The organism is Pantoea sp. PvP021 (genome assembly GCF_054056055.1).
This window is the reverse complement of record NZ_JBSRXX010000003.1, coordinates 24,743-39,351: the sequence shown is the minus strand read 5'-3', so window position 1 is coordinate 39,351 and position 14,609 is coordinate 24,743. Positions and strand designations below refer to the sequence as shown.

The 14,609-nt window shown below is 55.1% G+C and carries 13 protein-coding genes; 6 read left to right on the top strand and 7 right to left on the bottom strand.

Features of this window, described 5'->3' with window-relative positions:
- Positions 1–4 precede the first annotated feature (4 nt).
- Positions 5–3,334, top strand: coding sequence for a miniconductance mechanosensitive channel MscM (gene mscM / locus ACVKSX_RS11765; protein ID WP_132500101.1), 3,330 nt, complete (start codon positions 5–7; stop codon positions 3,332–3,334).
- Between the two features lie 49 nt (positions 3,335–3,383).
- Here the strand turns inward: mscM and mdh are convergent, their stop codons facing one another.
- Positions 3,384–4,322 carry a malate dehydrogenase gene (gene mdh, locus ACVKSX_RS11760; RefSeq protein ID WP_010256083.1) on the bottom strand — a complete coding sequence of 313 codons (939 nt, stop codon included), beginning with the start codon at positions 4,320–4,322 and terminating at the stop codon, positions 3,384–3,386.
- Between the two features lie 428 nt (positions 4,323–4,750).
- Between mdh and argR the strand changes: the two genes are divergently transcribed.
- The 4 genes from argR to yhcN (ACVKSX_RS11740) all read left to right on the top strand — a co-directional run bounded on the left by argR (position 4,751) and on the right by yhcN (ACVKSX_RS11740) (position 6,671).
- Positions 4,751–5,221, top strand: a complete 471-nt coding sequence (gene argR, locus ACVKSX_RS11755; protein ID WP_010256080.1) for a transcriptional regulator ArgR — start codon at positions 4,751–4,753, stop codon at positions 5,219–5,221.
- Positions 5,222–5,695: 474 nt separating this feature from the next.
- On the top strand, positions 5,696–5,959 hold the full coding sequence (yhcN, locus tag ACVKSX_RS11750; protein ID WP_022623941.1) for a peroxide/acid stress response protein YhcN: 264 nt from the start codon (positions 5,696–5,698) through the stop codon (positions 5,957–5,959).
- Between the two features lie 88 nt (positions 5,960–6,047).
- Positions 6,048–6,314 carry a YdgH/BhsA/McbA-like domain containing protein gene (locus ACVKSX_RS11745; protein ID WP_010256074.1) on the top strand — a complete coding sequence of 89 codons (267 nt, stop codon included), beginning with the start codon at positions 6,048–6,050 and terminating at the stop codon, positions 6,312–6,314.
- Between the two features lie 93 nt (positions 6,315–6,407).
- Positions 6,408–6,671 (top strand): peroxide/acid stress response protein YhcN, encoded by a 264-nt coding sequence (yhcN, locus tag ACVKSX_RS11740; protein ID WP_010256072.1) that lies wholly within the window; start codon positions 6,408–6,410, stop codon positions 6,669–6,671.
- Positions 6,672–6,736: 65 nt separating this feature from the next.
- Here yhcN (ACVKSX_RS11740) and ACVKSX_RS11735 read toward each other — a convergent pair whose 3' ends face one another.
- The 5 genes from ACVKSX_RS11735 to aaeX form a co-directional block, all read right to left on the bottom strand.
- Entirely contained in the window at positions 6,737–7,006 is a 270-nt protein-coding gene (locus ACVKSX_RS11735; RefSeq protein ID WP_354438940.1) for a barstar family protein, read from the bottom strand.
- Positions 7,007–7,061: 55 nt separating this feature from the next.
- Positions 7,062–8,513: an NAD-dependent succinate-semialdehyde dehydrogenase gene (locus ACVKSX_RS11730; protein WP_010699815.1), complete on the bottom strand. Its 1,452-nt coding sequence runs from the start codon at positions 8,511–8,513 to the stop codon at positions 7,062–7,064.
- Between the two features lie 113 nt (positions 8,514–8,626).
- Positions 8,627–10,579 carry a p-hydroxybenzoic acid efflux pump subunit AaeB gene (aaeB, locus tag ACVKSX_RS11725; RefSeq protein ID WP_010256064.1) on the bottom strand — a complete coding sequence of 651 codons (1,953 nt, stop codon included), beginning with the start codon at positions 10,577–10,579 and terminating at the stop codon, positions 8,627–8,629.
- Positions 10,580–10,588: 9 nt separating this feature from the next.
- A complete protein-coding gene (gene aaeA / locus ACVKSX_RS11720) occupies positions 10,589–11,521 on the bottom strand; it encodes a p-hydroxybenzoic acid efflux pump subunit AaeA (RefSeq protein ID WP_010256061.1) in 933 nt (310 codons plus the stop codon).
- 7 nt (positions 11,522–11,528) lie between these two features.
- The gene (gene aaeX / locus ACVKSX_RS11715; protein ID WP_010256058.1) at positions 11,529–11,732 is read right to left on the bottom strand and encodes a p-hydroxybenzoic acid efflux pump operon protein AaeX; all 204 of its coding nucleotides are present in this window, start codon (positions 11,730–11,732) and stop codon (positions 11,529–11,531) included.
- Between the two features lie 230 nt (positions 11,733–11,962).
- Here aaeX and aaeR point away from each other — a divergent pair, with 230 nt between their 5' ends.
- Complete coding sequence (gene aaeR, locus ACVKSX_RS11710; protein ID WP_010256055.1) at positions 11,963–12,880, top strand: HTH-type transcriptional activator AaeR; 918 nt, start codon at positions 11,963–11,965, stop codon at positions 12,878–12,880.
- Between the two features lie 252 nt (positions 12,881–13,132).
- On the opposite strand, the gene tldD is transcribed toward aaeR, so the two are convergent.
- On the bottom strand, positions 13,133–14,578 hold the full coding sequence (gene tldD / locus ACVKSX_RS11705; protein WP_287059532.1) for a metalloprotease TldD: 1,446 nt from the start codon (positions 14,576–14,578) through the stop codon (positions 13,133–13,135).
- Positions 14,579–14,609 lie beyond the last annotated feature (31 nt).

Sequence of the window (14,609 nt, the reverse complement as noted above, 5' to 3'; positions counted from 1 at the left end):
CTCTGTGCGTTCGATTCTCCTCCTGCTGCTGAGCCTGTGGCTCAGCAGCCCGGCCTTCGCGGCCAGCCTTCCTGACGCCAGCCAGCTCAAACAGCAGCTGGAAGAGATAAAATCGGCCAAAAGTTCACCCTCGCAGGCTGAACAGATCCAGACGATTGAAGCCGCCTTAAACTTTCTCTCTGAACGCGATGAATCGCTGGAGCGCGCGGCGCAATATCAGCAGGTTATTGATGATTTTCCGCGTCTGGCGCGCGAACTGCGTCAGCAGATCGCCGCGCTGAGTGACAGCGGGAAAACCGTGCGCAACAACATGAGCAGCGCCGAGCTGGATCAGGAGATCCTGCAGGTCAGCAGCCAGCTGCTGGAAGAGGGGCGTCAGGCACGGCAGGAGCAGGATCGGGCGCGGGAAATCAGTGATTCGCTGTCGCAACTGCCGCAGCAGCAGACGGAAGCACGCCGGGCGATGACGGAGAGTGAACGCCGTTTGCAGAGCGTCAGCAGCAGTTCGCCACAGGGGCAGCTGCAGCTGGCGGCTCGCCAGGCGGAAAGCGCCGCGAATAAAGCGCTGGTCGATGAACTTGAGCTGGCACAGCTCTCTGCCAACAACCGTCAGGAACTGGCGCGGATGCGGGCTGAAGCCCACCAGCGCAAAGCAACTCAGCTCGATAACTATCTTCAGGCGCTGCGCAACCAGCTCAACGATCAGCGGCAACGTGAAGCCGAAGTCGCGCTGGCCCGCACCGAGCAACTGGCAGAAAACAGTGGCGATCTTCCGCCAGAGATCAGCGATCAGTTTCGGGTTAACCGCGAACTCTCGGTTGCCCTGAATCAGCAGGCGCAGCGCATGGATCTGGTGGCGTCGCAGCAGCGACTGGCCACCAACCAGATTATTCAGGTCCGTCAGGCGCTCTCTACCCTGCGTGAACAGTCGCAGTGGCTGGGTGCCTCTAATCTGCTGGGCGAAGCGCTACGGGCGCAGGTCGCGCGTCTGCCGGAGATGCCCAAGTCGCAGCAGATTGATAATGAGATGGCACAGCTTCGCGTGCAGCGTCTCAATTATGAAGATCTGCTGGAGCGCCAGGAGGCGCTGCGCAAGGGACGGCAGACCGATGGTCAGCCCTTCACCGCAGACCAGAAGCGTATTCTTGATGCGCAGCTACGCACTCAGAGGGAACTGCTCAATTCGCTGATCTCCGGCTGTGACACGCTGATTCTGGAGATCACCAAGCTCAAGGTTGGCAACACGCAGTTGCAGGATGCGCTGACGGAAGTCAAAGAGGCGACGCACCGCTATCTGTTCTGGACCGCCGACGTTAACCCGATTGGTTTGAGTTATCCGCTGGATCTGGCCAAAGATCTTTCCCGTCTGCTGTCGCTGGATACGCTGGGTCAGCTCGGCAAAGCGATGGCGATGATGTTTACCAGCCGCAACTCGGTGCTGCCGATTATTGGTGCGTTGCTGCTGGTCGGCTTCAGCATCAGTTCGCGCCGCCACTTCAATGCTTTCCTTGACCGTTCCGCCAGCAAAGTCGGCAAGGTCACGCAGGATCGTTTCCGCCTGACTATCCGTACCCTGTTCTGGTCGATCCTGGTGGCGCTGCCGCTGCCGGTGTTATGGGGTGCGCTGGGTTATGGCCTGCAGAACGCCTGGCCCTACCCTATCGCCGTAGCGATTGGTGATGGCATTACCGCCACGCTGCCGCTGCTGTGGGCGTTTATGATCAGCGCTGCCTTTGCCCGTCCTAACGGCCTGTTCATTGTGCATTTCCGCTGGCCGCAAAACCGGGTGGCGCGCGCCATGCGCTACTACTCGCTGAGCATCGGATTAATTGTGCCGCTGATTATGTTGCTGATCGCCTTTGGTAATCTGGAAGATCGGCAGTTCTCCTCGTCGCTGGGTCGTCTCTGTTTCATCCTGATCTGCGGGGCAATCAGCATTGTCACCGTGAGCCTGAAGCGTTCCGGGATTCCGCTCTATCTCGATAAAGAGGGAAATGGCGAGAACATGGTGAACCGGATGCTGTGGAACCTGATGATCGCTATGCCGCTGATGGCGGCTCTCGCCTCCGCTGTGGGTTATCTGGCTACCGCGCAGGCGCTGCTGGCGCGACTGGAAACCTCTGTCGCCATCTGGTTCCTGCTGCTGGTTATCTATCACATTATCCGGCGCTGGATGCTGATTCAGCGTCGCCGTCTTGGCTTTGATCGCGCCCGTCAGCGTCGTGCCGATATGCTGGCTAACCGTGCGCGCAGTGAAGAAGAGAAGGAGCAAGGCTCTCTGAACACTGATGCGATTGAAATTGAAGAGCCGGTAATTGACCTGGATGCGATCAGTGCGCAGTCGCTGCGGCTGGTACGCTCTATCCTGATGCTTATCGCCCTGGTCTCTGTGATTGTGCTGTGGTCAGAAATCCATTCGGCCTTTGGCTTCCTGGAGAATATTCAGCTGTGGGACGTCAGTACCTCAGTACAGGGCGTAGAGTCGATTCAGCCTATCACCCTGGGGTCAGTGCTGATCGCCATTCTGGTGTTTATTATCACCACCCAGCTGGTGCGCAATATGCCCGCGCTGCTTGAGCTGGCGCTGTTGCAGCATCTTAATCTGACGCCAGGTACGGGTTACGCCATCACCACACTGACCAAATATCTGCTGCTGTTGATTGGCGGGCTGATTGGTTTCTCAATGATTGGTATTGAGTGGTCGAAGCTGCAGTGGCTGGTTGCCGCGCTGGGTGTGGGACTGGGGTTTGGTTTGCAGGAGATTTTTGCCAACTTTATCTCAGGTCTGATTATCCTGTTCGAAAAGCCGATTCGTATCGGCGATACCGTGACGATCCGCGATCTGACCGGCAGTATCACGCGAATTAATACCCGCGCGACCACCATTACCGACTGGGACCGCAAAGAGATCATCGTGCCGAACAAGGCCTTTATCACCGAGCAGTTTATTAACTGGTCGCTGTCCGATTCCGTGACGCGCGTGGTGCTCACCATTCCGGCTCCGGCGAAAGTCAGCAGTGAACAGGTGACCACCATTCTGATCCAGGCGGCTGAACGCTGCAGCTATGTCCTGGACACGCCGCAACCGGAAGCCTTCCTGGTCGATCTGCAGCAGGGCATTCAGTTATTTGAACTTCGTGTGCATGCTGCTGAGATGGGACACCGTATGCCGCTGCGTCACGAACTGCATCAGTTGATTCTGAGCGGATTTGATCAGCACGGTATTGAGATGCCGTTCCCGCCGTTCCAGATGCGTATGGAAACCCTGGGTAAGAAGCTGCCTGCCAGCAACGGCACACCCGCTGCCCGCGCCTATAAGTCTGGCGGACTGTAATGCAAAACGCCCGGCTGAGCCGGGCGTTATTACAAGTCTGAGCCGTCAGTTACTGCTTAACGAACTCTTCGCCCTGGGCGATATCTTTCTTCAGCGTATCCAGCATGCCTGACAGCGCCTGCTGTTCGTAAGCGCTGAGGGTACCAATCGGCCTGCGTTCAGCCACACCGTTTTTACCTAGCAGCAGCGGCTGGGAGAAGAAGCGCGCATGCTCACCCTCGCCTTCTACGTAAGCACACTCCACCACATTAGCTTCACCCTTCAGCGCGCGTACCAGTGACAAACCGAAACGTGCGGCTGCCTGGCCCATCGACAGCGTGGCCGAGCCGCCACCCGCTTTGGCTTCCACCACTTCGGTGCCGGCGTTCTGGATGCGTTTGGTCAGATCAGCCACTTCCTGATCGCTGAAGCTGACGCCTTTAACCTGCGACAGCAGCGGCAGAATGGTTACGCCAGAGTGGCCACCAATGACCGGGACTTCCACCTGATCAGGCTGCTTGCCTTTCAATTCAGCCACAAAAGTATTGGCGCGAATGATATCCAGCGTGGTCACGCCGAACAGCCGATTTTTGTCGTAAACACCGTGCTTTTTCAGCACTTCTGCCGCAATGGCCACGGTGGTATTGACCGGATTGGTGATGACACCAATCAACGCTTTAGGTGCCGTTGTGGCAACCTGTTCGATCAGATTACGGACGATACCTGCGTTAACGTTAAACAGGTCGGCGCGATCCATACCGGGCTTACGTGCGACACCAGCGGAAATCAGTACCACATCGGCACCCTGTAAGGCAGGCGTGGCGTCTTCTCCACTGAATCCCTGAATAGCCACTGCGGTAGGAATATGGCTGAGATCAACGGCAACACCCGGCGTAACCGGCGCGATGTCATACAGCGAGAGTTCTGAACCTGCGGGAAGCTGGGTTTTGAGCAGAAGTGCGAGCGCCTGGCCTATGCCGCCAGCGGCACCGAGAACGGCAACTTTCATTCTTAACTCCTTATTAAGGTGGGGCAGAGATGGGCCGAAATTCTATCTGTGTCAGACCTTAATCAACTGCTCAGGCGATGATAAATATCCGTTGTTAATTCTACGTGTTTTCACACTTAATCTCCGGATTCAAAAGTTACTTATCATTGCACCTGAATGACCGACAACTTTGCCGTCGTCAGACAGAGAACGGCTACGTGCGTTTTCTGTTACTACACCACCAATAATATAACAACTTTGCAACCTTCGCCTTCCGGGGCTGTGACGCGTGTTTTGGTCTGAGCGGATTTATTTGCTATTATCGCCGCCCGCTAGCCGCCCGGACGCTGCTCATCAATCGAACGATTGCATAAAAATGCATATAAATGCATAATCACCACTCTGCCGCGGGCGGATGCGCGGTTATTCTCTCTATTTATTGGTAACCTATGCGAAACCCATCGAAACAAGACGATCTGGTTAAGGCTTTCAAAGCCTTATTAAAAGAAGAAAAATTCAGTTCCCAGGGCGAAATTGTTCAGGCGCTTCAGGACGAGGGCTTTGAAAATATCAATCAGTCCAAAGTCTCGCGGATGCTGACCAAGTTTGGCGCAGTGCGCACCCGGAATGCCAGGATGGAGATGGTCTATTGCCTGCCCGCTGAGCTGGGTGTGCCGACCACCACCAGCCCGTTAAAAAACCTGGTATTGGATATCGACTACAACGATGCCCTGGTAGTGATTCATACCAGTCCCGGCGCAGCGCAGCTGATTGCACGTATGCTGGATTCACTGGGTAAGTCGCACGGGATTCTGGGTACCATCGCTGGCGATGACACAATCTTTATTACCCGCGCGCGCGACTTCACCGTTAAGCAGCTGCACGGCGCCATCCTCACCCTGTTTGAACAGGAACTCTGATCGCGGACTGACGACCGGCCATCATGCGCCAGATCGTCAGTTCGTTCTCTCTGCTCACCCCTTTCCACAACAATTACCCGCTCTGGATAAGTAATAAGCCTGCTTTAACACGCCCGGCTGTTGGTCAGATCGATAACTCTGCTTCACTTTCTGCGCTATTTTACACTGCTTTACATCACTGAACCGGCACCATTGCCCGGATCCAGATCAAACTCCAGCCCGATGCACGCCCGACTTTCGCACTAAAAGTTAAAGTGATCTATCTCACTGTTTTTGCAATTAAAAGTGGCTTAAAGGTTACTTTTTATCCTTTTTTTATAACGTTAAGTTATTAAAAGTAGCCATAAGGATAAAGAATCACAAAAAAACATTATTAGCGGGGTATTAATTTCTGACGTTATTAGTTCTATACTTCTTTTCGTGATGCAAATCACACTAAATAAAAAGATAAAAATAGACGACGAGGAAAAATCTATGAACGTAAAAACTACCATTGCTACCCTGAGCATTCTCTCCGCACTCTCATTTGGTGCTGTGGCAGCAGAATCTATTGATGCGTCACAGGCGCAGAATCTGCAGGCTGTCGGCACCATCAGTGTCAGCGGCGTGGCGGGTTCACCGATGGATATCAAACAGAAACTCAGCGACAAAGCCGATCAGCAGGGCGCAAAAGCCTATCGCGTGATTGAGGCATACAACAACGGCAACTATCACGCTACCGCCGCACTGTATAACTAAGGCGTAACCGATAATGCCATCTGCTCTCTGTCTGACGCGCCCTTTTGCGCTCCGGAGAGCTGAAGCAGAAATTTCAGGAGAGTTGACCATGAAAATGAAATTAGCTATCGCTGCACTGAGTCTGGCATCCCTGTTCTCAGTAGGTGCCAACGCCGCCAGCCTGGTGTCCAATGAACAGGCACAGGGTCTGCAGCCAATGAATCAGACCATCAGCATTGGTGGACGAAATGGCGACCAGACGCATATCCGTCAGGTGCTGTCAGAGAAAGCGGATGCCCAGGGCGCAAGCCACTATCGCATCATCGAAAACAACCAGGATAACACCTGGCATGTCACCGCTGAGCTTTATAAATAATTAACCGTGATGACGCCTGAAGGGCGTCAGAAGATATCGACGACCCGCCTTTACGAGTAACCGCAGGTTGTTGAATGTATTGAGGAGATAATCATGAATATCAAAACAACCATCGCTACAGTCAGTCTGCTTTCCGTTATGGCGTTCGGCGCATCAGCCGCACAGCTGGTCACCGGCGATCAGACGCAGAACCTGCAGCCTGCGGGCACCGTAACCATCAGTGGAACCGCGGGATCGCCAATGGATTACCGCGCTGAGCTTTCTCAGAAAGCGGATGAACAGGGTGCCAGCGCCTATAAAGTTATTGAGGCGCGCACCGGCGATAACTATCACATCACCGCACAGCTTTATAAGTAATTCCTCGTCAGATGTATGACGAACCCTTTGGCCCCGCTCGCCGGGGCCTTTTTTCATCTGACGTTTTATCTGACATTAAAGTGAAGCTGATCTTCCAGCTCCTCTTCCGCTTCATCAAATAACAGAATCAGCGCGCCATAACGCCGTCGCTGTCCCCTGCCCAGATTAACAAATTCAATCTCCAGCGGCAGCGGTAACAGATCGCCCGTCACCACATCCCATAATCCATCCAGATCGCAGATGCGGCGCTCCTCCAGCGCAAATCGCTCGCTGAACTGGCGGAAGAAATGGGCCTGATCGACAATTTCATTAAAATCAAAACGCTCGATTTTCATGCTGACGGCTCCCATGCTCCGTCTGCGGGCGACCTGCGCCGCCCGTTACTGTCCGCTAGCTCAAACCGCCCAGGTGCAGCGCTTTGACCTCCAGATACTCTTCCATGCCGAGTACCGAACCTTCGCGGCCCAGCCCCGACTCTTTCACACCACCAAACGGCGCCAGCTCGGTTGATACGGCACATTCATTAATGCCGATCATGCCGCTTTCCAGCGCGGCTGAAACACGGAATACCCGCTGCAGATTCTGGGTGTAAAAGTATGCGGCAAGGCCGAACGGCGTATCGTTAGCACGACGGATGACGTCATCTTCATCATCAAAGCGGAAACAGGCAGCCACCGGACCAAAGGTCTCCTCCTGCGCGAGCTGCATCCCTTCGTGCGCCTCAGTAATCACAGTGGGCTGCCAGAAGTTGCCACCCAGCGCATGTCGCTCGCCACCCGCCAGTAATTTGCCACCTTTTGCTACCGCATCATTGACGTGCTGCTCAACCTTTTCCACCGCCGATGCCTCAATTAATGGCCCGACAATCACGCCCTCTTCCATGCCGTTGCCCACCTTCAGCTTGTTCACTTCGGTAGCCAGCTGCTGAGTAAAACGATCATAGATAGCATTGTGAATGTAGAAGCGGTTTACGCTGACGCACACCTGGCCCGCATTACGGAATTTGTTGGCAATAGCGCCCTGCACGGCGGCATCAATATCGGCATCGTCAAACACGATATAGGGGGCATTACCCCCCAGCTCCATCGACACTTTTTTCATGGTTTCGGCAGCATTGCGCATCAGCAGCTTGCCCACCTGGGTGGAGCCGGTGAACGAGATTTTACGCACCGCTTTGCTGGCCATGATGGCATCGCTGATAGCATGGGTATCACCGGCTACCGCATTCAGTACACCATCAGGCACGCCTGCCTCCTTCGCCAGCGCCAGCAGGGCAAAGGCGGAGAGTGGCGTGTTATTGGCAGGTTTGATAATGCCGGTGCAGCCGGCAGCCAGAGCTGGCCCCAGTTTGCGGGTCAGCATCGCCATCGGGAAATTCCACGGCGTAATGGCGGCCACAACGCCAATCGGTTCGCGGGTTGCCAGAATACGGGAGCCGGGTTTAGCTGGCGGAATAATCTCACCATTGGTCCGTTTCGCCTGCTCGGCGAACCACTGAATAAAACTGGCGGCGTATTCTACTTCCCCTTCCGCCTCTTTCAGGGGCTTGCCCTGTTCGGTCGTCATCAGCTGTCCCAGCCAGCGCTTGTTCTCAATGATCAGCTGGTACCAGCGAGTGAGAATTTCAGCGCGCGCTTTTGCAGTCTGCGCCCGCCAGGCGGGAAATGCGCGCTCCGCTGCGGCGATAGCCTGTTCCGTTTCAGCTTTACCCGCTTTCGCCACCTGTGCAATCACCTCACCGGTCGCCGGATTGGTCACGTCAAAGGTAGAAGCCGCCTGATGCCACTGGCCGTCCGCTAAATAGCCGGTCCGGAACAGTTCGCTCTCTTGCAGTGATTTCATTGATTCGCTCCTGTCAGTTTTGCTCTTCCGTCTGGAGAGTATAGTTGGCAAAAGCGACAGATTTTGTGATGGGTGGGGATTGCGCAGGCCGCTGCAGGTCACAGCGGCCAGATTCAGATTTGGATGAGCGTGTTCTGGTACTTATCCAGCATCATAGCCAGTCGTTTTACCGGTTCCGTTACGCTGGCGGGAGCCTCGTAATGGGCCAGTTTTTCCTGATAGACATCCAGCTCTTTCAGCAGACGTTCAAAGTAGTAACGCCGCTTGTCATCGCTGCTGGCGGAGATCACCCGGTCAGCGGTGTAACGCAACTGCCGGTGATAAGCAGAGAGATCGGCATTCACCGGCACTTCTGCGTCGCGTAACCGCTGATGACCGATGATCAGCGTCAGGGCGATGCGATATTTGTTGATATCGCCCGGAAACAGGTTGAGCAGCAGAAACAGTTGCTGATAGAGCGCTGGCAGATGGTTTTCACGCCGGCGCGCCTGATTGGTCGTCATGGCAGAGACAGCCGCATACATAAAGCGGTTCAGCAGCTTGCGGCCGGTACGCGCTTTTGATTTATCACGAATCAGCAGGATCACCATCATCGCCACGAAGCAGCCGATGACCTGGCCCAGAACGTTATCGAGAAAGACGTTAATGTGGAATTCCATCGGATTATCCAGCACCAGAACATTAAGGGTGCCAATCAATGCCCCCAGCGTGCCGAGCTGACGCCGCTGAATGAAGATACCACCGATAAAACCGAGCAGGCCGATTGCGATGCAGAGCAGCAGTGCGCTCTGCTGCGTCGCCGGGAGAACATACATAAAGTAGAGCGCGCCCAGCGGAACCGCGACCGTCATGCCGTAGAGAAAGTCCTTTGCCATCATCAGCGGATTGGGCATACGCATCGCCAGTGCGGTGATGACAGCCAGCATGACCATGCAGCCACTGCCAGAGGTCCAGCCGGTATAGAGCCAGAACAGCGAACCCAGCGCGGTCGCCACAAAGGTACGGATACCATTGATCATCGCATGATGCGTTTCAGCGGAACGCGCCTGGATCACCACCTCGCGCTGCAGAATCTCCTCTTCCAGCGAGGTGATCCGGCTATTACTTTTGATCCCTTTCAGCAGCAGCAGATATTCGGTAGCAGTGCCTACCCAGCTGGCCAGCGTGACCGGCGTTGATTTGCCGCTGGCACCAATCACCCGCCGCATCACTTTCATCCGCTTATGCACCTCTTCAACGGTCGAGGCTGGTTTTTCAACCATCAGACGATACTGGGGCGGAATGTAATCAGGACGGGAATTCTGGATCAGAAAGGTTTCGGCTGCCTGTGTAATCAGCGTCAGCGACAGCGTATTGAGCATCTGCAAACGGCGGTTGCTGTTCTTCCAGCGTGAGGATTCCATCATCAGCTGACTGCGCATGCTGTTCAGCGCCGTGGTGCGCCGTACCAGCGCGCTCCAGGCTTTATCGACCTCTTCTTTATCACCGTGAGCGACGCAGAGTTGCAGCAGGTTATAGTGTGCCACCAGCAGCGAATCGACCTCAGCGTCGATCACTTTTTTAATCGAACGGGGTGAGAAAATCATGTCGGCCAGAATGGCACACAGAATGCCGAGTACGATTTCACTGCAGCGCTCTACCGCATATTGTGGCACCAGCGTCAGACCGCCGCTGGCGTTAGCCGTCACCACAATAATCAGCGCGGTGTAGCCCGCCAGTCCAAGCGCGTAAGAGTTTTCTACCTTGATCAGCGAAGAGAGCCAGACGCAGAGTCCTGCCCAGATGCAGCACAGCAGCAGCATCACGACCGGTGCACGCACGGTGGCAATCATGATGGTCAGCGCGGCGATACAGCCAATAAATGTCCCGATAATACGCAAAACGCCGCGATAGCGCAGCGCCCCGGAATAGGGGTCCCCCCCGGCCGCAAACGCGGTACCGCCAGCCACGATACCGGCGGTCATCACCGCCCAGCGCGGCGTTTCAAGGTTAAAGTGAAAACCCACCATCAGCGCTAACACCAGCGCAAAGGTGAGCTTTACCGGGAACCGCAGGAACTCGATCATATCGCCCTCTTAACCAAACTCACGCAGGCGATTAAACAGTCGGACCATCGGTGAAACCTGTTCAGGCTGACGATCGGCCTGACCGGTGATCACCACTGTCGCTGTCGTGCCCGCCGGGAAGCGATTGCCGGGCTGCTGATCAAGCCGGATGCGAACCGGCACACGCTGCGCCAGACGGACCCACTCCAGATTGGAATCTACTGTGGCCATGCCTTTGCTGTCGACCGAGCTGCTGCTGTTGGTGACGCCAGCCGCCACACTGTCTACGGTGCCACGCAACACGATGTTGCTGCCAAGTGGGGTGACTTCCGCGCGGAAGCCCTTCTCCACGCCGTGCAGTTTGGTCTCTTCCAGGTAAGCCAGCACATAGAAAGAGTGCTGCTGAACCAGCGCCACGGCAACCGAACCACGGGTAATAAACTCACCCTGGTAGACATTCAGGTTGGTGACCCAGCCATCGGATGGCGCTTTCACCGTGGTGCGCTCAAGGTCGATCTTCGCCAGATCGCGTGTCGCCACCGATTTCGCCAGCTGGTGCTCGCTGGTTTGCAGATCGTTATTGGATTGCTCGATAGCCTCGCGCGACATGGCGGAGGTGCCCAGCTGGTTACGGCGCCCGGCTTCGCGACGTTTCTCACTGACCAGTGCCTGGTAATATTCAACATCCGCCTGCGCCTGATCGAGCGCTTTTTGATAGCGCGGCCGGTCAACCACAAACAGCGTATCGCCCTTCTTCACCAGCTGGTTGTCGTGTACCGGAACCTCGGTAATCAGGCCGGTGACGTCAGGGGAGATCGCCACCACGTCAGCGGCGAAACGCGCATCACGGGTCCAGGGCGATTCGGTATAGAAGACCCAGGCACGGAAAATAATGACCACTGCGATGATGACCAGCAGGATAGTAATCGCGTAGCGCGCGATTTTTCTTATGAGTGCTTTCACTTAAACCTCAGACTAATAAACGGGAGACAAGGTAAAACACACAGCAGTAAAGCGCTGTATTAAAAAGTGCCGGATGCCAGACAAGATCGTAGATACCGCTCGGCGTAAGCACGCGTTTCACTAACCAGAACAGCATCAGTGAAATAATAAGTTCGATGAAAATGGGCGGAAAAGAGAGCCCAAACATGACAAATACCGGAAGCACACTCATCACAAATCCTTAGTTCGACCTTGCCGGGATACTCATGCCTCTTCAGATGTCGCAGGAAAACCCTCTGGAAGCGTTATCCGAACCGCAGCTGGCTTAATAATAGCGTATCATCGAAGGGTATCAGGCAATGAAGAATCACCGGGAAATACCCCGGCGCGCTTATAATAACGCGCCTGACTATAAGTTTTCTACAGAATGTGATCTAAATCACTTTTAAGTCAGAGTAAATAATGGAACGACTGAAAGGCATGTCTGTCTTCGCTAAAGTGGTCGAACTGGGTTCGTTTACCGCTGCGGCGCGTCAGCTTCATCTGAGCGTCTCATCAATCAGCCAGATCGTCGCGAAACTGGAAGATGCATTGCAGGTTAAACTGCTGAATCGCAGTACCCGCAGTATCGGGCTGACCGAAGCGGGCAAAATCTATTATCAGGGCTGCCGCCGTATGCTGGCCGAAGCGACGCAGGTGCATGAACAGCTTTACGCTTTTAACAATACGCCCATTGGCGTACTGCGAATTGGCAGCTCCTCTACCATGGCGCAGAACGTGTTAGCTGGCATGACCAGCGATATGCTGCGGGAATATCCGGGGCTGAGTGTGAATCTGGTCACCGGCGTTCCGGCCCCGGATCTGATCGCGGATGGTCTGGATCTGGTGATTCGGGTGGGAGCGTTAAAAGATTCCAGCTTATTTTCGCGTCGCCTGGGTGCGATGCCGATGGTGGTGTGCGCCGCAAAAAGCTATCTGGCGCAGCATGGTACGCCGGAGAAGCCGGGTGATATCGATAATTTTTCCTGGCTGGAATATAGCGTACGGCCCGATAACAATTTCGAACTGATTGCGCCGGAAGGATTAGTGACACGCCTGGCACCGCAGGGACGTTTTGTGACCAATGATTCCCTGACGCTGATTCGCTGGCTAAAGTCGGGCAATGGTATCGCCTATGTGCCGATGATGTGGGTAATTGATGAGATCACCGCAGGCGAGATCGATATTCTGTTTCCGCAGTATCAGTCCGATCCGCGCCCGGTCTACGCGCTCTATACCGAGAAGGATAAGTTACCGCTTAAGGTGCAGGTCTGTATCGATTATCTGACCGGCTATTTTGAACAGGTGGCTGAGCAGTATCAGCAGCACCGTAAAAGCTAACAATAAATTGTTGACAACATCTGCCCCGACCAGCTGTAAGACCCAGCCAGCGAAGGAAACACGGTCAGATCGGAAAGACGCAAAATCCGTCATCCCTGACACGCTCGGCCCGCTCCATCCGTGGCGCGGGACGCTTTCCTCCTCTGCCCGTGTTCCCTGCGCTTTCAGCTATTGCATTGCTGCCAGGTTCATCCGGCTATGGATTTGTCAGCATTCTGACAACCCGCCAGGCGGCGGGTTGTTGGGGTCACATCAGGCGGTGCCGCCGATGGTCAGTTTATCCAGCTTCAGGGTCGGCTGACCGACACCGACCGGCAGGCTCTGCCCCTCTTTACCACAAACGCCGACGCCTTTATCCAGCGCCAGGTCATTACCTACCATCGAGATCTGCTGCATCGCTTCGATGCCGGAACCAATCAGCGTTGCGCCTTTAACCGGTTTGGTGATTTTGCCGTTCTCAATCAGATAAGCCTCTGAGGTTGAGAAGACAAATTTGCCGGAGGTGATATCCACCTGACCGCCACCAAAGTTCGGCGCATAGAGGCCATACTCAACGCTTTCAATAATATCCTGCGGCGATGACTTGCCAGCCAGCATATAGGTGTTGGTCATGCGCGGCATCGGCAGATGCGCGTAGGATTCACGACGTCCATTACCGGTAGGGCTAACCCCCATCAGTCGCGCATTCAGCTTGTCCTGCATGTAGCCTTTCAGTACACCATTCTCAATCAGCATGTTGTACTGACCGGGAACGCCCTCATCATCTACTGCCAGTGAACCGCGCAGCCCTTCAAGGGTGCCGTCATCCACCACGGTACAGAGGTCAGACGCAACCTGCTGACCAATTTTACCGCTGAACACCGAGGTGCCACGGCGATTGAAGTCGCCTTCCAGACCGTGACCGACCGCTTCATGCAGCAGCACGCCCGGCCAACCCGCACCCAGTACCACTGGCAACGCACCAGCAGGTGCGGCCACGGCGGAGAGATTCACCAGCGCCATACGCACTGCTTCACGCGCCCAGGCGTCAGCGCGGACTTCGCCATCTTCATCTGCCAGGAAAAACGCATAACCGGTACGCGCACCGCCGCCGCTTGCGCCGCGTTCACGTTTGCCCTGATCTTCCACCTGGACACTAATAGAGAGGCGAACCAGCGGACGGACATCTGCCGCCAGCGTGCCGTCAGTCGCGGCTACCAATACCTGCTCGTAAACGCCGGTCAGGCTGGCATTGACTTCCTGCACGCGCGGATCAGCCGCACGAGCCACTTTATCAACGCGATGCAGCAGGGCAATTTTGTCTTCACGTGTCAGGCTGCTCAGCGGATCGATAGCCTGATAGAGCAAACGGTTCATCACGGCAGAAAGCGTGTGTGCCTTGCCATTTCCCTGTTCGCGTACGATGCTGCGTGCGGCTTCAGAGGAGAGACGCAGTGCATTCAGCGTGATCTGGTCTGCATAGGCGAAGCCGGTTTTCTCCCCGCTGACCGCACGCACGCCCACACCCTGATCGATATGGTAGGAGCCATCTTTAATGATTTTGTCTTCCAGCACCCAGGATTCGTGAAAGCTGGACTGAAAATAGAGATCGGCATAATCCAGACGACGTTCTGAAAGCTGCCCTAACAGGGAAAATAGGTCCTGCTGATTAATGCCGTTAGCAGTCAGTAACTGCTCACTTACCAGGTTCAGAGTCATCGTTTCTCACTCATTATGTGCTCAGATAATC